At 73.7% G+C, this 20,567-nt stretch carries 20 protein-coding genes and 1 tRNA gene; 7 read left to right on the plus strand and 14 right to left on the minus strand.

Going from position 1 to position 20,567, the window contains the following annotated elements; genetic code table 11:
* Positions 1–7 precede the first annotated feature (7 nt).
* Positions 8–883 carry an NAD(P)H-binding protein gene (locus G3I54_RS18325; protein WP_203686628.1) on the minus strand — a complete coding sequence of 292 codons (876 nt, stop codon included), beginning with the start codon at positions 881–883 and terminating at the stop codon, positions 8–10.
* Positions 884–1,027: 144 nt separating this feature from the next.
* Positions 1,028–1,101, minus strand: a tRNA-Met gene (locus tag G3I54_RS18330).
* 202 nt (positions 1,102–1,303) lie between these two features.
* Between G3I54_RS18330 and G3I54_RS18335 the strand changes: the two genes are divergently transcribed.
* Together G3I54_RS18335 and G3I54_RS18340 are read left to right on the plus strand one after the other, a co-directional pair.
* Positions 1,304–3,532, plus strand: a complete 2,229-nt coding sequence (locus tag G3I54_RS18335; RefSeq protein ID WP_164615939.1) for an acetate--CoA ligase family protein — start codon at positions 1,304–1,306, stop codon at positions 3,530–3,532.
* Positions 3,529–4,350 (plus strand): enoyl-CoA hydratase-related protein, encoded by an 822-nt coding sequence (locus tag G3I54_RS18340; protein WP_343240360.1) that lies wholly within the window; start codon positions 3,529–3,531, stop codon positions 4,348–4,350. Before G3I54_RS18335 ends, G3I54_RS18340 begins: the two co-directional genes overlap by 4 nt.
* Before the next feature lie 26 nt (positions 4,351–4,376).
* Here G3I54_RS18340 and G3I54_RS18345 read toward each other — a convergent pair whose 3' ends face one another.
* Together G3I54_RS18345 and G3I54_RS18350 are read right to left on the minus strand one after the other, a co-directional pair.
* On the minus strand, positions 4,377–5,315 hold the full coding sequence (locus G3I54_RS18345) for a pyridoxamine 5'-phosphate oxidase family protein (protein WP_164615941.1): 939 nt from the start codon (positions 5,313–5,315) through the stop codon (positions 4,377–4,379).
* A gap of 26 nt (positions 5,316–5,341) precedes the next feature.
* Positions 5,342–5,797: a VOC family protein gene (locus G3I54_RS18350; RefSeq protein WP_164615942.1), complete on the minus strand. Its 456-nt coding sequence runs from the start codon at positions 5,795–5,797 to the stop codon at positions 5,342–5,344.
* Between the two features lie 169 nt (positions 5,798–5,966).
* Between G3I54_RS18350 and G3I54_RS18355 the strand changes: the two genes are divergently transcribed.
* Positions 5,967–6,572, plus strand: coding sequence for a CGNR zinc finger domain-containing protein (locus tag G3I54_RS18355; RefSeq protein WP_164615943.1), 606 nt, complete (start codon positions 5,967–5,969; stop codon positions 6,570–6,572).
* A gap of 106 nt (positions 6,573–6,678) precedes the next feature.
* On the plus strand, positions 6,679–7,278 hold the full coding sequence (locus tag G3I54_RS18360; protein WP_164616012.1) for a flavin reductase family protein: 600 nt from the start codon (positions 6,679–6,681) through the stop codon (positions 7,276–7,278).
* Here the strand turns inward: G3I54_RS18360 and G3I54_RS18365 are convergent.
* The 3 genes from G3I54_RS18365 to G3I54_RS18375 form a co-directional block, all read right to left on the minus strand.
* Positions 7,268–8,587: an MFS transporter gene (locus G3I54_RS18365; protein WP_164615944.1), complete on the minus strand. Its 1,320-nt coding sequence runs from the start codon at positions 8,585–8,587 to the stop codon at positions 7,268–7,270. The two genes, G3I54_RS18360 and G3I54_RS18365, sit on opposite strands and share 11 nt — an antisense overlap.
* Before the next feature lie 121 nt (positions 8,588–8,708).
* On the minus strand, positions 8,709–9,227 hold the full coding sequence (locus G3I54_RS18370) for a DUF2809 domain-containing protein (protein WP_343240361.1): 519 nt from the start codon (positions 9,225–9,227) through the stop codon (positions 8,709–8,711).
* A 29-nt stretch (positions 9,228–9,256) separates the two neighbouring features.
* Positions 9,257–10,618: an MFS transporter gene (locus tag G3I54_RS18375; RefSeq protein ID WP_164615945.1), complete on the minus strand. Its 1,362-nt coding sequence runs from the start codon at positions 10,616–10,618 to the stop codon at positions 9,257–9,259.
* Positions 10,619–10,691: 73 nt separating this feature from the next.
* Here G3I54_RS18375 and G3I54_RS18380 point away from each other — a divergent pair, with 73 nt between their 5' ends.
* The gene (locus G3I54_RS18380) at positions 10,692–11,684 is read left to right on the plus strand and encodes a helix-turn-helix domain-containing protein (RefSeq protein ID WP_164616014.1); all 993 of its coding nucleotides are present in this window, start codon (positions 10,692–10,694) and stop codon (positions 11,682–11,684) included.
* Positions 11,685–11,702: 18 nt separating this feature from the next.
* On the opposite strand, the gene G3I54_RS18385 is transcribed toward G3I54_RS18380, so the two are convergent.
* Complete coding sequence (locus G3I54_RS18385) at positions 11,703–12,368, minus strand: TetR/AcrR family transcriptional regulator (RefSeq protein WP_164615946.1); 666 nt, start codon at positions 12,366–12,368, stop codon at positions 11,703–11,705.
* A 140-nt stretch (positions 12,369–12,508) separates the two neighbouring features.
* On the opposite strand from G3I54_RS18385, the gene G3I54_RS18390 reads away from it, so the two are divergent.
* A complete protein-coding gene (locus G3I54_RS18390) occupies positions 12,509–13,120 on the plus strand; it encodes an SRPBCC family protein (RefSeq protein ID WP_164615947.1) in 612 nt (203 codons plus the stop codon).
* Positions 13,121–13,133: 13 nt separating this feature from the next.
* Here G3I54_RS18390 and G3I54_RS18395 read toward each other — a convergent pair whose 3' ends face one another.
* From G3I54_RS18395 to G3I54_RS18405, 3 genes are all read right to left on the minus strand, one after another.
* Entirely contained in the window at positions 13,134–14,183 is a 1,050-nt protein-coding gene (locus tag G3I54_RS18395; RefSeq protein WP_164615948.1) for a Zn-dependent alcohol dehydrogenase, read from the minus strand.
* Entirely contained in the window at positions 14,180–15,298 is a 1,119-nt protein-coding gene (locus G3I54_RS18400) for an acyl-CoA dehydrogenase family protein (RefSeq protein WP_164615949.1), read from the minus strand. The genes G3I54_RS18395 and G3I54_RS18400 overlap by 4 nt, the downstream gene beginning before the upstream one ends.
* Before the next feature lie 127 nt (positions 15,299–15,425).
* Positions 15,426–16,403, minus strand: a complete 978-nt coding sequence (locus tag G3I54_RS18405) for an SDR family oxidoreductase (RefSeq protein WP_164615950.1) — start codon at positions 16,401–16,403, stop codon at positions 15,426–15,428.
* An 84-nt stretch (positions 16,404–16,487) separates the two neighbouring features.
* Between G3I54_RS18405 and G3I54_RS18410 the strand changes: the two genes are divergently transcribed.
* Positions 16,488–17,414, plus strand: a complete 927-nt coding sequence (locus G3I54_RS18410) for a cyclase family protein (protein ID WP_164615951.1) — start codon at positions 16,488–16,490, stop codon at positions 17,412–17,414.
* A 27-nt stretch (positions 17,415–17,441) separates the two neighbouring features.
* Here G3I54_RS18410 and G3I54_RS18415 read toward each other — a convergent pair whose 3' ends face one another.
* The 3 genes from G3I54_RS18415 to G3I54_RS18425 all read right to left on the minus strand — a co-directional run bounded on the left by G3I54_RS18415 (position 17,442) and on the right by G3I54_RS18425 (position 20,561).
* Positions 17,442–17,942 (minus strand): ATP-binding protein, encoded by a 501-nt coding sequence (locus G3I54_RS18415; protein WP_164615952.1) that lies wholly within the window; start codon positions 17,940–17,942, stop codon positions 17,442–17,444.
* Positions 17,943–18,349: 407 nt separating this feature from the next.
* Positions 18,350–19,396: an acyl-CoA dehydrogenase family protein gene (locus G3I54_RS18420; RefSeq protein WP_164615953.1), complete on the minus strand. Its 1,047-nt coding sequence runs from the start codon at positions 19,394–19,396 to the stop codon at positions 18,350–18,352.
* Positions 19,397–19,403: 7 nt separating this feature from the next.
* Positions 19,404–20,561 carry an acyl-CoA dehydrogenase family protein gene (locus G3I54_RS18425; RefSeq protein WP_164615954.1) on the minus strand — a complete coding sequence of 386 codons (1,158 nt, stop codon included), beginning with the start codon at positions 20,559–20,561 and terminating at the stop codon, positions 19,404–19,406.
* Positions 20,562–20,567: the final 6 nt, after the last annotated feature.

Raw genomic sequence — 20,567 nt, forward strand, 5'->3', positions numbered from 1 at the left:
CCGCCCCTCAGCTCCACACCCCCTTCGCCGCCGCGTCCCGTACGAAGTCGGCGAAGTCGCGCGGCTCCCGGCCGAGCGCCCGGCGCACCCCGTCCAGGGCGGGCGCCTCCCGGCTCGTGGTGATCGGCAGCAGCGCGTCGGTCCAGAGACCGGCCTCCTCGTCCGAGAAGCCCTGGGCGACGAGCGCGGCCCGGAAGGCGGAGGTGTCGACGGGGACGTACGTGGCGCGCTTCCCGGTCTCCTTCGCGATCTCGTCCAGGACCTCGGCGATGCCCAGCGCGCGCAGGCCCGAGAGTCCGTACTCCTGGCCCGCGTGGCCGTCCTCGGTGAGCGCGGCGACGGCCACGTCCGCGATGTCGTCCGCGTCGACGAACGCGGCCCTGCCGTCCCCGGTGGGCAGCGCCAGTTCGCCGTCGCGTACGCCGTCGAGGAAGACGCCCTCGCTGAAGTTCTGGGCGAACCAGCCCGGCCGCAGGATCGTCCAGGTCACCCCGGAGGCGCGTACGGCCCGCTCGCCCTCGCCGTGCGGTCCGCCGTCCTCGTAACCGGGTCCGAAGTAGCCCGGCTCGTTCGTGCCCCGGGCCGAGAGCAGCACCAGCCGTCGCACCCCGCTCGCGACGGCCTGTTCGACGAAGGCGGGCGTCGGGGAGGGCGAGGCGTCGAGCGGGACGATGTAGACGGCGGCGGCCCCGTCCAGGGCGGCCGCCCAGGTGGTGGGGTCCGCCCAGTCGAAGGGGGTGTCGCCGGACCGGGAGGCCGCCCGGGTCTCCACCCCCAGCGCACGGAGGCGGGCCACCACCCGGCGGCCGGTCTTGCCGGTGCCGCCGGTCACGAGTACGGGTCCGGGCACGGAGTTCGTGGAGTTCGTGTCTGTCTGCGTCATGGCACCAGCCTCACGCGGCGGGGCGGCCCGCGCCCATGGCTCAGCGTCCGGGAGGGATGTCCGAGCGTCCGGCGTCGACCGGCCGGGCGGTGAACGGCCGAGGCCCGGATCCTGGTGGATCCGGGCCTCGGTCGTGTTCTTCAGTAGCGGGGACAGGATTTGAACCTGCGACCTCTGGGTTATGAGCCCAGCGAGCTACCGAGCTGCTCCACCCCGCGTCGGTGAACACCACCTTACGCCACGGATTCCCTCTCCGTGACCACGCGAGGTGCGCGCGGGCGGTCGCCCGGTGCTCGTACGAGCCTTTGCCTGCACACCCATTCCTGACGCAGCGTCAGTTCAGTAACCTGACAGGGTGTCAGCTAACCGGCCGGCCCCGCCCGTTCACCGGCGGGCCATCGAGCAGGAGTGGGCGGAACGATGCTTGGATCGACTCACGGCACCCTCACCACCGACTTCCGCGCCCGGGTGGTGGCCTGCGGCGAGGAGCCGCACGCCGCCGTCGTCAGCCTGCCGACGGCCTCGGCCCGGGGCGGCCTCGACGTCAGCGGGCGACCGCTGCACCTGACCGTGCCCGACCTGGACCGCTTCTTCCGGCCCCGATCGGTGGCCGTCGTCGGCGCCTCGGACACCGAGGGCCGCCCGAACACCGGCATCACCCGGCAGCTCATCGACTGGGCCGAACGGGTCGGGGCCCGGCTCCACCCCGTGCACCCGACCCGGCGGACCGTGTTCGGCCGGGACTGCTTCGCCTCGGTCGCCGAGGTCCCCGAGCCGGTCGACCTCGCGGTCCTGCTGGTCGCGGACCCGCTGCCGGTGATCGAGGAGCTGGGCGAGGCCAAGGTGCCCTTCGCCGTCGCCTTCGCCTCCGGGTTCGCCGAGACCGGGGAGGCGGGCGCGGCCGCCCAGGCCCGGCTGGCGGCGGCCGTGGAACGCTCCGGACTGCGGCTGCTCGGGCCGAACACCAACCTGAACGCCTTCGAGAGGTTCCGGGAGGACCTGGCGGGCCCCGCCATCGCCCTGATCACCCAGTCCGGGCACCAGGGCCGCCCGCTCCACGCCCTCCAAGAGCTGGGCGTCCGGCTCTCGCACTGGGCCCCGACGGGCAACGAGGCCGATCTGGAGACCGCCGACTTCCTCGCGTACTTCGCCCAGCTGCCCGAGGTCGGGGCCATCGCCTGTTACGTCGAGGGGCTCAAAGACGGCCGCTCCTTCCTGCTCGCCGCCGACCGGGCCGCCCGCGCCAAGGTGCCGGTCGTCGCCGTGAAGGTGGGCCGTACGGAGGCCGGGGCCAGGACCGCCGCCTCGCACACCGGCAAGCTGACCGGGGCGGACCAGGTGGTGGACGCGGCGATGCGGCAGTTCGGGGTGATCCGGGTGGACGGCCTGGACGAGCTCCAGGACACCGCCGCCCTGCTGGCCCGCGCCCGGCCGCCGCAGGCCCAGGGGGTCGCGGTGTACTCGATCTCCGGCGGCACCGGCGCGCACTTCGCGGACCTGGCGACGGCGGCGGGGCTCACCCTGCCCACGCTCCCCACCGCCAAGCAGGACGAGTTGCACACCTGGATACCGGAGTACCTGAACGTCGCCAACCCCATCGACAACGGCGGCCACCCGGTCGGCGACTGGCGCGGCCGCAAGATCATCGACGCGATCCTCGCGGACCCGTCCGTCGGGGTGCTGATCTGCCCGATCACCGGCCCCTTCCCGCCGATGAGCGACCGGCTCGCCCAGGATCTGGCGGACGCGGCGGAGGCCACCGACAAGCTGGTCTGCGTGGTCTGGGGCTCCCCCGTCGGCACCGAGGACGCCTACCGCACCACCCTGCTGGGCTCCTCGCGCCTCGCCACCTTCCGTACGGCTCGCAACTGCGTCACCGCCGTGAAGGCGTACCTGGACCACCACCGCTTCACCGACCGCTACCGCTCCCCCTTCGAGGACGCCCCGCGCACCCCGTCGCCCTCCTTCCGCAAGGCGCAGGGCCTGCTGCGGCCGGGGCAGCAGCTCAGCGAGCACGCGGCGAAGCAGCTGCTGCGGGCGTACGGGATCCGGGTGCCGCGCGAGCAGTTGGTGACCAGCGCGGCCGGTGCCGTACGGGCCGCCGGGCCGGTCGGCTACCCGGTGGTGATGAAGGCCTCCGGGCCCCGGCTCGCTCACAAGACGGAGCTGGGCCTGGTGAAGGTCGGCCTCACCTCGGCCAGCCAGGTCCGCGACGCCTACCGCGAGCTGACCGACATCGCCCGGTACGAGTCGGTGGACCTGGACGGCATCCTGGTCTGCCAGATGATCGACCGGGGCGTCGAGATGATGGTCGGGGTCACCCACGACGCCCTCTTCGGCCCGACGGTCACGGTGGGGCTCGGCGGGGTCCTGGTGGAGGTGCTGCACGACGCGGCGGTGCGGGTACCGCCGTTCGGCGAGCAGCAGGCCCGGGACATGCTGGGCGAACTGCGCGGCCGGGCCCTGCTGGAGGGGGTGCGGGGCGGGCCCCCGGTCGATGTGGACGCGCTCGTCGAAGTGGTGCTGCGGGTGCAGCGCATGGCCCTGGAGCTGGGCGACGACCTGACCGAGCTGGACATCAACCCGCTGGTGGTGCTGGGCCGCGGGCAGGGCGCGGTGGCCCTGGACGCGCTGGCGGTGTGCCGGTGAGCGGGGCGGCGGCGGAGGCCGCCCCCCGGGACGTGACCGTTCTGCACGCGGTCGACGGCGGCGTCTCATGGATCACCCTCAACCGGCCCGAGGCCATGAACGCCGTCACCTGGGACCAGCGCGAGCGGATCATCGCCCTCCTCGCCGACGCCTCCGCCGACCCCGCCGTACGGGCCGTCGTGCTCACGGCCACCGGCCGCGGCTTCTGCGCGGGCGCCGATCTGCGCGGCAGCCCGGCCCCCGCACGCGAACGGGTCCCGGGCGACGTCGCCCGGACGATCCGGCTCGGCGCGCAGCGGCTGATCTCCGCCGTGCTGGACTGCGAGAAGCCGGTGATCGCGGCCGTCAACGGGACGGCGGCCGGGATCGGCGCGCATCTGGCGTTCGCCTGCGATCTGGTCCTGGCGGCCGACACGGCGAAGTTCATCGAGGTCTTCGTACGCCGGGGGCTCGTCCCGGACGGCGGCGGCGCGTATCTGCTGCCCCGGCTGGTGGGCCCGCAGCGCGCCAAGGAGCTGATGTTCTTCGGCGACGCCCTCACGGCGGCGGACGCGGAGCGGCTGGGCCTGGTCAACCGCACGGTGCCGGGCGGGGAGTTGGAGGCGCTGGCCAAGGAGTGGGCGGGCCGGCTGGCGACGGGACCCACCCGGGCCCTCGCCCTGACCAAGCAGCTGGTGAACGCTTCCCTGGACGGCGACCGGGCCACGGCGTTCGCGGCGGAGGCGGCCGCCCAGGAGATCAACATGACCACGCGCGACGCCAACGAGGGCGTGGCGTCCTTCGTGGAGCGCCGGTCGCCGGAGTACCGGGGCCGCTGAGGCCGCCGCCGGCCGTACCGCTCGGTTCAGGCGGCGGCCACCGGCGGGTTGAAGCGATGGAAGTCGGGGGCCGACCAGCGCAGCGGGGAGGCGGCGGCGGCCTCCCGTACGGCGGTGACCTCGAACTCCACGAGCCGCTCGGCCCCCGGCACCCGCGCCACCGCGTCCGCGTCCCAGACCGTGCGGGCGGAACCGGTCAGGTGGAGGGTGGCCCCGGTGTCCCAGCCGGGCACGAGGAGACCGGCGGCCGGGTTGAGTTCGAGGTTGCCCAGGGTCAGGAACATGCCGTTGCCCGCGTAGTCGGGCCAGCGCAGCAGCCGGTCCGTGACCACCTGGACGAAGCCCGGGTTGCCGCCCCGGTGCGAGGCGTCGGCGTCGCCCCGGTCGGACGCGGTGGCGACGAAGAAGGTGTCGGCGGCCCGCAGCGCCTCCTGCTGCTCGGGGCTCAGGGCGTCGCCGTCCGTGACCGTGTGCCGCTGCCCGCTCTCCTCGCCCGGTGCGATCCGGTGGTGGTGGCGCTCCTGGATGTACTTGGGGCAGTTGGCGACCGCCTGGTCGAGAGTGACGCGGAGCCCGTCGCCGGCCCGGGCCGCCCGGCCGTTCATCCGCATCCGGCGGCGGGTGGCCGGTTCGATGGCGATCATGCCGATCCGGGCCGGGGCGGCCCCGCCCGTGCCCGCGTCGGCCAGCAGACCGGCCAGTGGATCGCCGGGCCGGGGCAGGGCCCCGACGAGCAGGGTGTCCGGCGCGGGAACGCTCAGGAATCCCGGCTCGCCGGTGAGCTGGGTCGCCCAGATCCGCCCCCGCTCGTCCGCGCCGCCCACCACCAGGAAGGGCTGTCGGGCGAGGAAGTCCGCCGCCACCTCGGGGATGTCGGAGCGGATGGCCCGTTCCGCGCTCGCCGCCCGGCGGGCGAGCCCCGCCCGCTCCTGCACCGCGATCTCACCCCGGTGATATCCGTTCATGGCCCTGCACCCGCCTTTCCGCCGGTCTAGAAGAAGCCGCAGGTGGGAGCCCCGGCGGTCGGTGCGTCCGCCGGGTCGGCCCCGGTGGGCGCGTAGACCTCCAGGCGGATGCCGTCGGGGTCGGTGAAGAAGATGCCGCCCGAGGTGCCGCTCTCGCCGTGCGGTACGACGCCCTCGTGGGCGAACTCCGCGCCCAGCCCGCGCAGAACCTCCTCCGTGACCCGGACCTCCTCGACGGAGTCCACCTGGAACGAGAGGTGGTGGAGACCGGGGAGGGCCGTCGCGAACGTGCCCTCGCTCTGCTGCCACAGGGTCACCACGAGCCGGGAATCGCGCCCCAGGAAGGCCCAGCGGCGATCGGCGTCCTTGCCTTCCGCCAGCACCTCGAAGTCGAAGACCTCGCGGTAGAAGGCGGCCGAGCGCTCCAGGTCGGTGACGTTGAGGCCGACATGACCCGTCTGGAGGTTCTTCGCCTTGCCCATGGTCGATCCCGTTCCTTCGGTCAGGGCCGCGAGACGATCTCGTAACCACTGATATCAAGTTTGAAGGTTAGAACACCCGGCGTCAACCGGTGATCTCCACTTGGCTGGTTATGATCGAGGAGTCGACCGCCCTCGCCCACCTCTCCCGCACGACGGAAGGAGCCCAGCCGTGTCGCATCCCCCCAAGGCCGACCCCCGGCCGCTGACCGGCGAGCCGCTCGCCCTCGATCTGCTCAACACCCGCTGGATCGACGGGGGCGTCCGGCACGACCTGCTGGACTCCGTGGCCGGCCTGGCCGTCTGGCTGGACAGCCCGGCGGTACGCGAACAGCTCCGCCCCACCGCGACCCCGGAGGGCGCCCCCGCCCCGCCCGCCGACCGCACCACGCTTGACCGCCTTCTCCAGGCCCGGGCGGCGCTCGACGCACTGGCCGACGCGGCCGCCCGCCCGGATCCGGCCGCCCCCGAGGACGCCGACCGGCTGAACGAGGTCCTCTCCCACGGGCACGTCCGCCGCACACTGGGGCCCGACGGGTCACCGGAGTCCGTGGTGGAGGTGGACGACCCGTCCTGGATCCCCGCCTGGTACGCGGCGGAGAACTGGCTGCGCCTGATCGCGGACCGGCCCGACCGCATCCGCCCGTGCGCGAACCACGCCTGCGTCCTGCACTTCTACGACGTCTCCAAGAACGGGACGCGCCGCTGGTGCTCCATGGCGGGCTGCGGCAACCGCGCGAAGGCTCAGCGCCACTACGCCAAGCGCTCCGGAACCTGACACCGGACCGCCCACCCGCCCGACCGATCGACCACCAACCAACCCACGAGGGTTCACATCTGACGATCCGTCAGCTCTAATGGACGGCGTGATGGGACACGCAGGCATGGCCGCCACCGCCGTCCGGTACCTCAGGTCCGTCGGCGCCGCCACGACAGCCGCACCGGAGGCGCCGCCCGAGGCGCTGCCCCGGCCGGACCTGCGAGCGGTCCGGGACGACGAGCGGCCGCCCGTCGCACCCGACGAATTCCGGCGCGTGCTGGGCCACTTCGCCAGCGGCGTCACCGTGGTCACCGCACACGACTCGGACGGCCCGACGGGCTTCGCCTGCCAGTCCTTCGCCTCGCTCTCGCTCGACCCGCCGCTGGTGTCCTTCATGGTCGCCCGTACGTCGACGACCTGGCCGCGCATCGCCCGCGCCGGGGCGTTCTGCGTGAACATCCTGGGGGCCGAACAGGGCGCGCTGTGCCGGGGGTTCGCGGTGAGCGGCGCCGACAAGTTCGCGGGAGTGGCCTACACGAACGCCCCGGCGACCGGCTCGCCGCTGCTCGACTCCGTACCCGCCTGGATCGACTGCCGGATCCACGCCGTCCACACCGGCGGCGACCATCTCATCGTGGTCGGCCGGGTGGAGGCGCTGGGGGCGGCGGCGGAGGGCGATCCTCTCCTCTTCCACCGGGGCGCGTTCGGCCGCTTCAGCCGCTGAGCCCGGCCTGCGGCTGCCGGACCCGGCGGATCACCAGCGACATCAGCGCCGCCATCGCACACAGCGCCCCCGACGCGTACCAGACCACGTCGTAGCTGCCGAAGACGTCCCGCGCGACCCCGCCGAGGAACGCCACCACCGCCGCGCCCACCTGGTGCGAGGCCAGCACCCAGCCGAAGACGATCGCGCTGTCCTCGCCGTACTGCTCGCGGCAGAGCGCCAGCGTCGGCGGGACCGTGGCGACCCAGTCGAGGCCGTAGAACACGATGAAGAAGATCATCGGCGGCTGCACCTCGGGGCCGATCAGCAGCGGCAGGAACAGCAGGGAGATCCCGCGCAGCGCGTAGTAGACGGCGAGCAGCCTGCGGGCGTCGAAGCGGTCGGTGAGCCAGCCGGAGAAGATCGTGCCGATGACGTCGAAGACCCCGATCACCGCGAGCAGCGAGGCCGCCACGGTGATGGGCATGTGGTTGTCGTGGGCGAAGGGGACGAAGTGGGTGCGGATCAGGCCGTTGGTGGAGGCCCCGCAGATCGCGAAGGTGCCGGCGAGCAGCCAGAACGGGCCGGTGCGGGCGGCGTCGAACAGCACCCGTACCGTCCGGCGCGCGGCGCCCCGGGCCGGGGCCGGCTTCGCCAGATACGTACCGCCGTACGGGGCGAGCCCCACATCGGCCGGGTGGTCGCGCATCAGGAGCCAGACGAACGGGACGACGACCAGAGCGGCCAGGGCGACGGTGATCGACGCGGGTTGCCAGCCGTGCCGGTCGACGATCCAGGCGCAGAGCGGCAGGAAGACGAGCTGTCCGGAGGCGCCCGCCGCGGTGAGGATGCCGGTGACCAGGCCCCGGCGGGCCACGAACCAGCGGTTGGTGACGGTCGCGGCGAACGCCATCGCCATCGAACCGGTACCGAGGCCGACCAACAGGCCCCAATAGATCATCAGTTGCCAGGAAGCGGTCATCCAGACGCTGGCGATCGCCCCGGCCGCCACCATGGTGAGCGCGACCGCCACGACCCGCCGGATGCCGAAGCGGTCCATGAGCGCGGCGGCGAACGGCGCGGTCAGCCCGTACAGCGCCATGTCGATGGAGACCGCGAGCCCGATCTCGCCCCGCGACCAGCCGAACTCGCTGTGGAGCGGTTCGATGAGCAGTCCGGGCAGCGAGTTGAAGGCCGCGCCGCCGATGATCGTCACGAAGGTGACGGCGGCGACGATCCACGCCCGGTGGACGGAGAAGGGGAAGCGGCGGCGCGTCTCGCGGGGCGGCCGCCGGTCGTCCTGCGCGGCGCTTTCGATGGTCTCGGTCACATGGACCAGCTTCTTGGCCTGCGGGTTCTCCGGCGAGTGGCCTGAAGGACATGGTTCGCAGGAATCGGGCCACGGTCCGGCGTACGGAGGGCCGGAGCTTCGCGCACAGCGGCACCACCGGTCAGCGGCGGAGCCTCGTGGCGCCCGCGTGGACGGACCAGGCCGCCGCCGCGCCCACCGCGTACCAGAGCAGGTCCGGTGCGTTGAAGGTCGAGCCGAGCACCAGCCGGGCCGCCGCACTGTGTGCCGACAGCTCCGCCGGTACGCCGGTGAGCTGCGCGAACTCCACCGCCCAGCTCACCGCCAGCGCCATGGCCGCCACCACGGCCGATCGCGCGCGGGGCGCGCAGAAGGCGACGAGGGCGCAGAGCAGCACCGTATAGAGCGCGCTCCCCGCGTACTTGGCGAACGCGCCGTCCGCCCCGGCGCGCACGGCGAGGCCCGCGGCCACGGTGGCGACGGCCGCCACCGCCGCGACGGCGCGGGCCACGAGCGGGCGGGGCACGGGCCCCCGGGACGCGGGTGGGCGCTCCGCGACCGTGCGCGACGTGGGCCTGCTCTCCACGACCGCGCGGGGCGTCAGCGTCCGCGTGGGCGTGGGCGTCGGCGTCGGCGTCGGCATGGGCGTCGGCGTGGGCATGGGCGTCGAGGGTGGCCGTGTCGAGCGCCTCATGCGAGCCCGATCCGCTTGAGCTGCCGGATCGGCCGGGCCACCAGCAGCACCGCCACCACCCCCATGTTGATCACGGCCGCCGCCACCAGCAGCTCCGGCGCCCCCACCGCCTCGGCCACCGGGCCCGCCAGCGCGCGGCCCGCCGCGACCATCAGGAGCGAGCCCGCCACATCGTAGGCGTGCAGCCGGTTCAGGGCCTCCGGCGGAACGTGCGTCTGGACCGTCGTGGACCACATCACCAGCCAGAACGCGGCCGCCCCGCCGGCCAGCAACTGCCCCGCCGCCAGCACCGGCACCGGCAGCCCGAGCGCCAGCACCAGCAGGCTCACCGCCACCAGCGGCAGCGCCACCGCGCCCGCCGCCAGCGGGTGCGACGGGCGCAGCCGCAGGGCGAGGAGACCGCCGACGACGCTGCCCGCACCGTTCACCGCCATCAGCATTCCGTACGCCCCCGAGCCGTGCGCCTCGGTGACCAGGACGGCGGTCAGCGGGAGCATCGGGCCGAGGACCGCGAAGCCGTACACCGTCCAGACCGCGATCACGCCCCACAGCCAGGACCGGGCCCGGAACTCCCGCCAGCCGTCGACCAGTTCGGCGGTGAACGTGCCGCGCGCCGCATCGTCGTGCGGGGCCGGGGCCAGCCGCATCAGGAAGAGGCAGGCGCCGGAGACCGCGAAGGTCGCCGCGTTGGCCGCGTAGACGGCCCCGGCGCTGGCGAGGCCGACGAGCGCTCCGGCGAAGGCGGGTCCGGCCATGGTCATCAGCGCCTCGGCGACCCGCAGGACGGCGTTGGCGCGCTGGACGTCGGTGGAGACGCGCGGCACGGTCGAGGCGACCCCGGGCTGGAAGAGCGCCGCGCCGACGCCGGCCACCGAGCTGAGGACGTACACCGCCCACAGCGGCGGGTTGCCGGTCGCGAAGGTCACGGCCAGCACGGAGGCGCCGATCAGCCGCAGCACATCGGCGATGATCATCATGCGGCGCGGGGTGAAGCGGTCGGCGAGCACCCCGCCGAACAGGACGAACACCGCCAGCGGCCCCATCCAGGCGGCGAGCGCGAAGCCGACCGAGGAGGCGGGCCGCCCCGCGCCGAGCAGCCCGGCGGTCAGGGCCACCGGGATCATGCCGTCGCCGAAGAGCGCGACCGTACGGGCCACGAAGAAGTAGCGGAAGTTACGGTTCCAGAGCCCTGCGGGCCCGGGGGCGGCCCCGAAGGAGGACCCGGCGCCCAAGCCCGTACCGCCCGGCCCGCCGGACCCGCCGCTGTCGAGCGGGACCGGGCCCGGGTCCGGGAGCGGGGACGTACGGGTGTCGCGCGTGGCGTCGGGAATGGACGCGCGCTCTGTCGGCTTCTCCATCACGTCGCTAACCTGTATCAGCTCATGGTCTATACCACTACGGATTTGTTCTGTGATCCTCGAGGAGGCCGCCGTGCCGCACCGCGTCGTCGTTCTGGCCCTCGACGGGCTGCTCCCCTTCGAACTGGGCATTCCGCAGCGGATCTTCGGCCGCACGATCGGCACGGAGTCGGGCGGCGGGAGCCGGACGCTCTACGACGTGGTGACCTGCTCGATCCGGCCGCCGGGCCCGGTCAGGACCGACGCGGACTTCTCGATCCTCGTGGAGCACGGCCCGGAGGCGCTCGCCACCGCCGACACGGTCGTCGTCCCCGCCTCCTACGAACTGGGCCCGGTCTTCGAGGAGGGTCGGCTCACCGAGGAGCTGGCCGCCGCGCTCGCCCTGGTCCGGCCCGGCACCCGCATGGTCTCCATCTGCACCGGCAGTTACGTCCTGGCGGCGGCCGGCTATCTCGACGGCCGCCCCGCCACCACGCACTGGTCGTCCGCCGACCACTTCCAGCGGATCTTCCCGCAGGTCCGCGTCGACCCGGACGTCCTGTTCATCGACGACGGCGACGTCCTCACCTCCGCCGGGGTCGCCGCCGGGATCGACCTCTGCCTGCACCTGGTGCGGCGCGACCACGGGACGGCCGTGGCGAACGAGATCGCCCGCCGCACGGTCGTGCCCCCGCACCGGGACGGCGGGCAGGCGCAGTACATCCACCGCCCCGTCCCCGAGCCGCAGTTCGCCACCACGACCGCCGCCCGGGCCTGGGCGCTGGCCCGGCTCGACCGGCCGATCCTGCTGCGGGACATGGCGGAGCAGGAGGCGATGAGCGTACGGACGTTCACGCGCCGCTTCCGCGAGGAGGTCGGGATCAGCCCCGGCCAGTGGCTCACCCAGCAGCGGGTGGAGCGGGCCCGCCAGCTGCTGGAGTCGACGGACCTGTCGATCGACCAGGTGGCCCGGGACGCGGGCTTCGGCACGGCGACCTCGCTGCGCCAGCACCTCCAGGCGGCCCTGGGCGTGCCGCCGACGGTCTACCGGCGTACGTTCCGGTCCTCGGCGGACAGCGTTTCCTGAGGTTCCGGGGCTCGGGCCTCAGCCCCGCCGCGCCACCAGGTCGTCCAGTTCGGCCCGGAAGAGCAGGGCGGGGTCGAAGGCCATGCCGGTGAAGTGCCCGGCCAGCTCCAGGGACAGCACGCCGTGCAGCCGGGTCCAGAAGGCGAGGGCCCGGTGCAGGGCCGCGGGCGGGGCGGGGTGGTCCCCGGCCCAGTCGCGGTGGTCGGCCAGATGGGCGGCGAACGGGGTGGCGGGCGCGTCCGGTTCGAGGGCCGCGCAGGCGGTCAGCAGGTCGGCCATGATCTCCTGCGAGATGCCGGTGATCTCCTCGGGCGCGTGATAGCCGGGGACGGGGGTGCCGTAGATGAGGAAGTACCGCTGCGGGTCCGCCAGGGCCCAGTCGCGCAGGACGTGCGCGAGCCCGGCCAGGTCGGCGCCGTCGGCGGCGGCCGTGTGGACGGCGTCGGCGAGGCTGCGGTACGCGTCCCGGATGAGCTCGGTGATCAGCTCGTCACGGCCGGCGAAGTAGCGGTAGAGCGCGGGGCCGCTCACGCCCATCTGCTTGGCGATCGCGTTGAGGGAGAGCGCGGAGGCGCCCGCCTCGGCGATCTGCTTCCACGCGTGTTCCTTGATCTCCGTACGCACCTGGGCCCGGTAGCGCTCGCGCGGAGTCGTCGCACCGGCCTTCGTGATCTTCTCCGCCATGGTCCGCCGCCTTCCCCGCCGACCTCGAGCTACCTGCTCAAAGTTTCGTTAGAAGGTATCACGCAAACCATTGACCGCCCGACGCGGCGTGCGTTACAACTTCTAACGAACGATTTAAGCACTCACCAACGGAGGCCGTCATGTCCCGTGCCCGCACCGCCGCCCTGCTCACCGTCCCGCTGGTCGTCGCCGGCGTCCTCGGCGCCGCCGCCGCGCCCGCCGGGGCGACGCCGCGCCCCGCGAAGCCCCTCACCTGCCAGGGCAAGGGCGTCGACTCCACGGCCCTGGTCCGCGCCCGGACCGAGGCCGTGATCGACGCGCCGCTGAGCACCGTCTGGAAGCTCCAGACCGAGGTGGAGCGCTGGCCGGACTGGCAGACCCACGTCACGAGCATGGACCGCCTCGACCACGGGCCCTTCCGACCGGGTTCGGCGTTCCGGTGGACGACCCCGGTCCCGCCCAACCCGGCGACCCCCGCCACCAGCCTGGACATCACCTCCACCGTCGAGCAGCTGAAGCGCGGCTCCTGCATGCGCTGGACCGGCCCCGCCGTCGGCGAGGGGCTGCACATCGACGGCGTACACGTGTGGACCTTCACCCAGGTCCGGGGCGGCGTCCTCGTCCGTACCGAGGAGACCCACACCGGCGAACAGGTCGACGCAGCCGTCCCCTACGCCACCGAGATCCTGAAGCAGGGCCTCGAAGCGTGGCTCGGCGAACTGAAGACCGCCGCCGAGGCCCGGGCGTGCTGACCCCGTGACCGCGTCAGAAGACCAGCACCCCCCGGGCCACCCGCCCGTGGTGCGCGTCGTCGGCCGCCTTGGCGAAGTCCTCCACCGGGTACGTCTCCGTCACCAGCTCGTCCAGCAGCAGCCGGCCCTCCCGGTAGAGGTCCGCGTACAGGGCGATGTCGCGCTGCGGCCGCGAGGAGCCGTAGCGGCAGCCGAGGATCGACTTGTCCAGGTACATCGAGGAGACCAGGAACGACGCCTCGGCGCTCGCCGCCGGTACGCCCAGGAGCACGGCCTGGCCGTGCCGGTCGAGGAGGTCGATCGCCTGGCGGATCAGCTCGGTGCGGCCGACGCACTCGAAGGCGTGGTCGGCCCCGTCGGGGAGGATGTCGCGCACTCCTTCGGCGCCGGTCAGGAAGTGTGTGGCACCGAACCGCCGGGCCACCGCCTCCTTCGCCGGGTTGCTGTCGACCGCGACGACGGTGAGCGCGCCGGCCAGCCTGGCCCCCTGGAGCACATTGAGGCCGATACCGCCGGTGCCGATGACCACGACGCTGTCGCCCCGGTCGACCTTCGCCCGGTTCAGGACCGCCCCGACGCCGGTGAGCACCCCGCAGCCGATCAGGGCGGCGGAGGTGAGGGGCAGGTCGGCCGGGATCCTGACCGCCTGGACGGCGCGCACCACCGTACGTTCGGCGAAAGCGGAGTTGGAGGCGAACTGGAACAGCGGCTTCCCGCCCCGCGAGAACGGCCGCCCGGGCCGCCCGATCGCCTTGCGGCACATCGTCGGCCTGCCCCGGTCGCACTGGGCGCAGGCCCCGCAGTTGGCGAGGGTGGACAGCGCGACGTGATCACCGGGCCGTACGTGGCCGACGCCGGGCCCGACCGCCTCCACCACGCCCGCGCCCTCGTGGCCGAGCACGACGGGGACCGGGAAGGGGATGGTGCCGTCGATGACCGACAGGTCGCTGTGGCAGAGTCCGGCGGCGGCGACCGCCACCAGCACCTCGCCGGGGCCCGGGTCGCGTATCTCCAGGTCGTCCACGACCTCGGTCCGTGTGCCGTCGAAGACGACGCCTCTCATCTCGGCTCCCTCGGTAGGCCGAGCACCCGCTCGGCGATGATGTTCCGCTGGATCTCGTCGGAGCCGCCGTAGATGGTGTCGGCCCGGCTGAAGAGGAACAGGTGCTGTGCGTCGGTGAGTTCGTAAGGTCGCTCCGCCGTCCACGGCTCCGGGCCGACGGCCCCGGCCTCGCCCGCCACCTGCACGGCCAGTTCGCCGAGCCGCTGGTGCCAGCCGCCCCACAGCAGCTTCGCCGTGCTGGGCGCGCCCGGGTCGCCGGTGGCGCCGAGGGTGCGCAGGGCGTGGCGGCGCATGGTGTCCAGCTCGGCCCACTGGCGGACGAGCCGGGCCCTGATGACCGGGTCCTCGGCGGCCCCGCTCGCCACGGCGGCGGCGATCACCCGGTCCAGCTCCGCGGCGAACCCGACCTGCTGGGCGAGGGTGGAGACCCCGCGCTCCAGGGCGAGGAGGCCCATGGCGACCTGCCAGCCGTTGCCCTCGCCGCCGACGGCCTCGGTGGCCCGCGCCCCGTCGAGGAAGACCTCGTTGAACTCGCTGGTGCCGGTCAGCTGCCGGATCGGCCGGACCTCGATCCGCCCCGGCTGGTCCATCTCCACCAGCAGGAACGACAGCCCGTGGTGGCGGGTGGAGCCGGGGTCGGTGCGGGCGAGGACGAAGCACCAGTCGGCGTCCAGGGCGAGCGAGGTCCAGATCTTCTGCCCGGTCACGGCGTACGCGCCGGTCCCGTCCGGTACGGCGGCGGTGCGCACCCCGGCGAGGTCGGAGCCCGCGCCCGGTTCGCTGTACCCCTGGCACCAGAGGGTCTCGCCCCGGGCGACGGGGGGCAGATGGCGGTGCTTCTGCTCCTCGGTGCCGTAGGTGATCAGGGTCGGCGCGAGGAGGTTCTCCCCGATGTGGCCCATCCGGGCGGGGGCTCCTGAGCGGGCGTACTCCTCGGCCCAGACGACCTGCTCGGGGAGGGTGGCGCGGCGGTTGCCGTAACTCTCGCCGTCTTCGCCGGGCCAGCCGATCCCGATCCAGCCGGCCTTCCCCAACTCGCGTTCCCACGTGCGGGGGTGGGGGGTGTCGGTGAGGTGGTCCGCCAGCCAGGTGCGCACCTCGGTACGAAAGTCCATACGTGCCTCCAGAAATCAAGCCCCTCCGGCGATTGAGAACCGGGGTCCGCACATCCAGCCCCTCCGGCGATTGAGGAGCGGGGTCCGGGGCAGCGCCCCGGGGGCTCCGCCCCCAGACCCCCGCTCCTCAATCGCCGGAGGGGCTGGAGTTACCCCGGTCGTCCCGCGCGGGCACGCCGGAGGGACTGGAGGCGTTCGGCCGGTCGCCCGACTTGGCCGCCGCCGCCATCTCCTCCAGCCGCGCCAGCATCGGCATCGGGTCCACGCCCACCGTCCCGGGCAGGAAGTCCGCGATCCGTTCCGGGGTCCAGGCCGCCCCCTCCGCGTACCCCGCCCGCAACTCCCTCGGCTGGGCCCACACCGCGATCTTCGGGCCCGCGATCGTGTACACCTGCCCGGTGATCCGCTCCGCCCGCGCCCGTTCGCTCAGCAGGTAGACGACGAGCGCCGCCACGTCCTCCGGCTCCCCGATCTCCTTCAGCTCCATCGGCACCCCGGCCGACATCCGGGTCCGGGCGACGGGCGCGACCGCGTTCGCCGTGACGCCGTACTTGTGCAGGCCGAGCGCCGCGCTGCGCACCAGCGAGATGATCCCGCCCTTCGCCGCGCTGTAGTTGGCCTGGGAGACGCTGCCCTGGTGGTTGCCGCTGGTGAAGCCGATCAGCGTGCCGCCGCCCTCCTGCTTCCGCATCACCGCTGACGCGGCCCGGAAGACCGTGAACGTGCCTTTCAGATGGGTGGCGAGGACCGGGTCCCACTCCTCCTCGGACATGTTGAACAGCATCCGCTCGCGGAGGATCCCGGCCACGCAGACCACCCCGTCGAGCCGGCCGTACTCCGCCAGCGCGGTGTCCACGATCCGCTGCCCGCCCGCCATCGTGGAGATGTCGTCGGCCACCGCGACCGCCTCGCCGCCCGCCGCCTCGATCTCCTTGACGACGGCCCCGGCGATCTCGCTGGTCGGTTCGGAGCCCGCGACGGAGACGCCGTAGTCGTTGACGACGACCCGCGCCCCCTCCCCCGCCGCGGCGAGCGCGACCGCCCGCCCGATGCCCCGGCCGGCGCCTGTCACGGCGACCACCCTGCCTGCCAAGAAGTTCCCCATGCCCGGCCCCTTCCCGCGGTTTCTGACGGACCGTTAGATTTTACGGGCAGTCGGATGCCCCGGCACAAGACCCAGGAGGTCCCCATGTCCCTGCCGGCCGAGTTCCACGAGATCGCCAAGCGCGTCAACAACTGGGGCCGCTGGGGAGAGGCCGACGAACTCGGGACGCTGAACCTGATCACCGACGCCGTCGTACGGGAGGCCGTCGGAACCGTCCGCACCGGCCGCCGGATACCGCTCGCGCTGCCGCTCCGGCAGGACGGGGTGCAGAGCGGCCTCATCCCGGGCCGGATCAATCCGCTGCACACGATGGTGCAGATCAACCAGGAGATCTTCGGCCCCGGTACGGTCGCCACCAGCGACGACGCCGTCACGATGGGGCTCCAGGCCTCGACCCACTGGGACGCGCTGACCCATGTCTCGCACAGCGGGAAGATCTACAACGGCCGCCCGGCGGACACGATCACCGCCCACGGCGGAGCCCGGTTCTCGTCCATCGCCGCCGTGGAGCACCTCGTCTCGCGCGGGGTCCTGCTGGACGTGGCCCGCGCCCGGGGCGTCGACCGGCTGCCCGGGGACCACGCCGTGACGCCGGAGGACCTGGCGGCGGCGGAGGAGTTCGGAGGCGTGACCGTACGGGCCGGGGACATCGTGCTCGTACGGACCGGGCAGGTGCGCCTCGCGCTCGCCGGGGACCGAGGAGCGTACGGCTATCCGTCGCCGGGGCTTTCCGTGCGCACGCCCGAGTGGTTCCACGCCCGGGACGTGGCGGCGGTCGCCAACGACACCCTGACCTTCGAGATCTTCCCGCCGGAGATCGAGGACCTGTGGCTGCCGGTGCACGCGCTGCACCTGGTCGAGATGGGCCTGCTCCAGGGCCAGAACTGGAACCTGGAGGCGCTGTCCGAGGCATGCGCGCAGGAGGGCCGGCACGCCTTTCTGCTCAGCGCGGCGCCGGAGCCGTTCGCCGGGGCCACCGGTTCACCGGTGGCCCCGGTCGCGGTCCTGTGAACGGCCGGAGGCGGCGGGCGGCGGCGCTCAGGCCAGATTCTTGGTGAAGAGGCAGGAGGGCGGTTCGCACACCTCGCCGCCCCGGCCCACGCCCGGCGGCTGCTCCGGGCCCCGCGCCGGGGCGCTCCGGTCGACCTCGCACCAGATCTGCTTCCCGGCGCCCTCCGGCAGCCAGCCCCAGCGGTCCGCGAGGCCGTCCACCAGTTCCAGGCCCCGGCCGCCCGTCTCGTCGCCCTCCGCGTGCCGCTGGAGCGGCGGACAGTCGCTGGCGTCCGCGACCTCGACCCGGACGGTCCCGGCCGCGCCGGAGGACCCGGCCCCGCCGAAGAGCATCCGCAGCACGGCGGGACAGCCCGTGTGGACGACGGCGTTGGTGACCAGCTCCGAGATCAGCAGGATGAGCGTCTCGGCGAGCGGCTCGTCATCCCCTATCCCGGAACCGACCAGACGCGACCGCGCCCACCTACGGGCCCGCCCCACCTCTGCGGGATCCGGACCGACCTCCAGCTGAACCTGAAGCACCTGCACCGCTCACACCATCCGAACCGGCGGACACATCGCCTCGCGCCTCCTCAGGGTCACGGAACGTGATTCCCTTACGCGACAGCATGGTTGACGTACAGTCACCGCAACAAGCGCTTCGGGCATATTCCAGCGCGAAGGAGTACGCGTGGTGCATACTGTGCGACGCACGCTGCGGGGAGTCGAACAGGAGCGCGCAGAGACTGCGAGAAACGCTCTTCGGGCAGGCCCGGCACATCTCCGGCGAGAGCCCTCGCTCCGGACCGGAGCCGCCGCACAGGCCGCCCCCGGATCGCCCGGTTCCAGAACCACTCGCATCCCACGGAGCGTACCCGAGCCGGGCCCCGACTCCACCCGGTGACGAATCACGCAAAGGACACAAGCCGGTATCGGCACGGCACGGATGCGTTGCGTCACCCTCCGCCCCCTGCTTCCGGGGCCCCCGGGCCGTACGCCGCCGAGCTGCCGGGAAGCGGCCGCGCGGCCCCCAGTCCGGCGGCCAGCAGCTCCTCCGCCCCGGCCCCGGTGAGCCAGCGCGCGGACCGGAGCCAGGCCCGTTTCAGGTGGAGGTGAACATCTGCCTCCCAGGTGAAGCCCATCCCGCCGTGGATCTGGAGGCAGTCGCGGGCGTTGCGTACGGCCGCCTCGTCGGCGAGCAGTTTGGCCGCCGCGATCTCGACCGGGTCGCCGGTCACGGCGGCCGCGTACACGGCGGCGCGGGCCGGTTCGGTGCGGGCGAGCATGTCGGCGCAGAGATGTTTGACCGCCTGGAACGATCCGATGGGCGATCCGAACTGCTCGCGGTCCCCGGCGTGTTGAACGGCCGCCTCGGTGGTCCGGGCGGCGCTGCCGAGCTGCTCGGCGGCGGTGAGCAACGCGGCCTCGTACCGCAGCCGCCCCGCGTACGCCGGGGTGCGCTCCGTCGCCGTCGGCGTGCGCTCTGTCATCGTCGGCGCGTCCGCCGCTCCCGTGACCGCCGCGGCCGTCCGGTGCAGCGGTGTGAGCGGGTCCATCGACCGTACGGGCCGGGCGGCGGCCACGACGTCCCGCAGCGCCTCCCCGCTGAGCGCCTCGGCCCCCACCAGCACCGCGTCCGCCTCCGCGAGGTGCGCCACCGGCAGCTGCCCGTCCGCGGCGGTCACCACCGCCTCGCCCTCGGCGGCGCCCTTCACCAGGCCTGCCGCGAGGTGTGTGGCGACCAGCGGGCCCGGGAGCAGCGCCCGGCCCGCCTCCTCGAAGAGCAGCACCGCCTCGGGCAGCCCGAGGCCCACTCCGCCCGCCTCCTCCGGCAGCCGGAGCGCGAAGAACCCGGCCGCGCCCAGTTCCCGCCACAGGGTCCGGTCCAGGGCCCCGCCCCGGTCCACCGCCGCCCGCAGCCGGTCCCGGTCGAAGGCCGCGTCGAGCAGGTCGCGCATGCCGGACCGCAGGGCCCGCTGGTCGTCCGAGAGCTGGAAGTCCATGGTGGCCTCAGCGCCCCTTCGGCAGGCCGAGGATGCGCTCGGCGACGATGTTCCGCTGGATCTGGGAGGTGCCCGCGGCGATCGTGTAGGAGAGCGAGGAGAGGCGGTCCAGCACCCATTCCCGGTCCAGGTCGAACGCGTCGCCGCCGCCGAGCACCTCCGCCGCCGCCTCGTACAGCTCCTGACGGGCCCCGGAGTAGCGCAGCTTGAAGACCGAGCCGCCGATGCCGGGGACGCCGCCCGTACGCTCCGACTCCGCCACGTTCCACTGGGTGAGCCGCCACAGGGCCCGGAACTCGGCGTTCAGGCGGCCCAGCCGCCGGCGCAGCACCGCGTCGTCCCAGGTGCCGTTGTGCCGGGCCGCGTCGGCGAGCGCGTCCAGGGTGCGGCGGCAGGCGACGACCTCGCCGACGAAGGCGGTGCCGCGTTCGTAGGAGAGGGTGACCATGGTGACCCTCCAGCCGTCGTTCTCGGCCCCGACCCGGTTGCGTACCGGCACCCGGACCTCGTCGAGGAAGACCTCGGCGAACTCCGTGGACCCGGCGAGCGTGCGCAGCGGCCGGACGGTGATGCCGGGCGCGTCCATCGGCATCGCCAGCCAGCTGATCCCCCGGTGCTTGGGCGCGTCCGGGTCCGTCCGCACCAGCAGTTCGCACCAGTCGGCCACCTCCGCGTGCGAGGTCCAGATCTTCTGCCCGCTGACCACGTAGTCGTCCCCGTCGCGCACCGCCCGCGTCCGCAGTGCGGCCAGGTCGGAGCCCGCGTCCGGTTCGCTGAACCCCTGGCACCAGATCTCGTCGCCGCGCAGCACCGGCGGCAGCCAGCGGGCCCGCTGCCCGGCCGTGCCCTCGGCGGCGATCGTCGGCCCGGCGTGCAGCAGCCCGACGAAGTTCGCGCCGACGTAGGGCGCCCCGGCCCTCTCCGTCTCCTCCAGGTAGATCAGGTGCTGGGTGGGGGTGGCGCCCTGTCCGCCCGCGTCGGCCGGCCAGTGCAGGCCCGCGTACCCGGCGTCGTACAGCATCCGCTGCCAGGTGGTGTCGTACGCCCGGCGCGCGGGCCAGTCGTCCGGCGAGGGCTTCGGGGGCAGGCCGGGGAGCACGGCGGCCAGCCACTCCCGCAGCCGCCGCCGGAACTCCTCCTCGGCCTCCGTGTACGCGAGATCCACGGGTCC

The sequence above is a fragment of the Streptomyces sp. SID14515 genome (assembly GCF_010548505.1).
Lineage (GTDB): Bacteria > Actinomycetota > Actinomycetes > Streptomycetales > Streptomycetaceae > Streptomyces > Streptomyces caviscabies.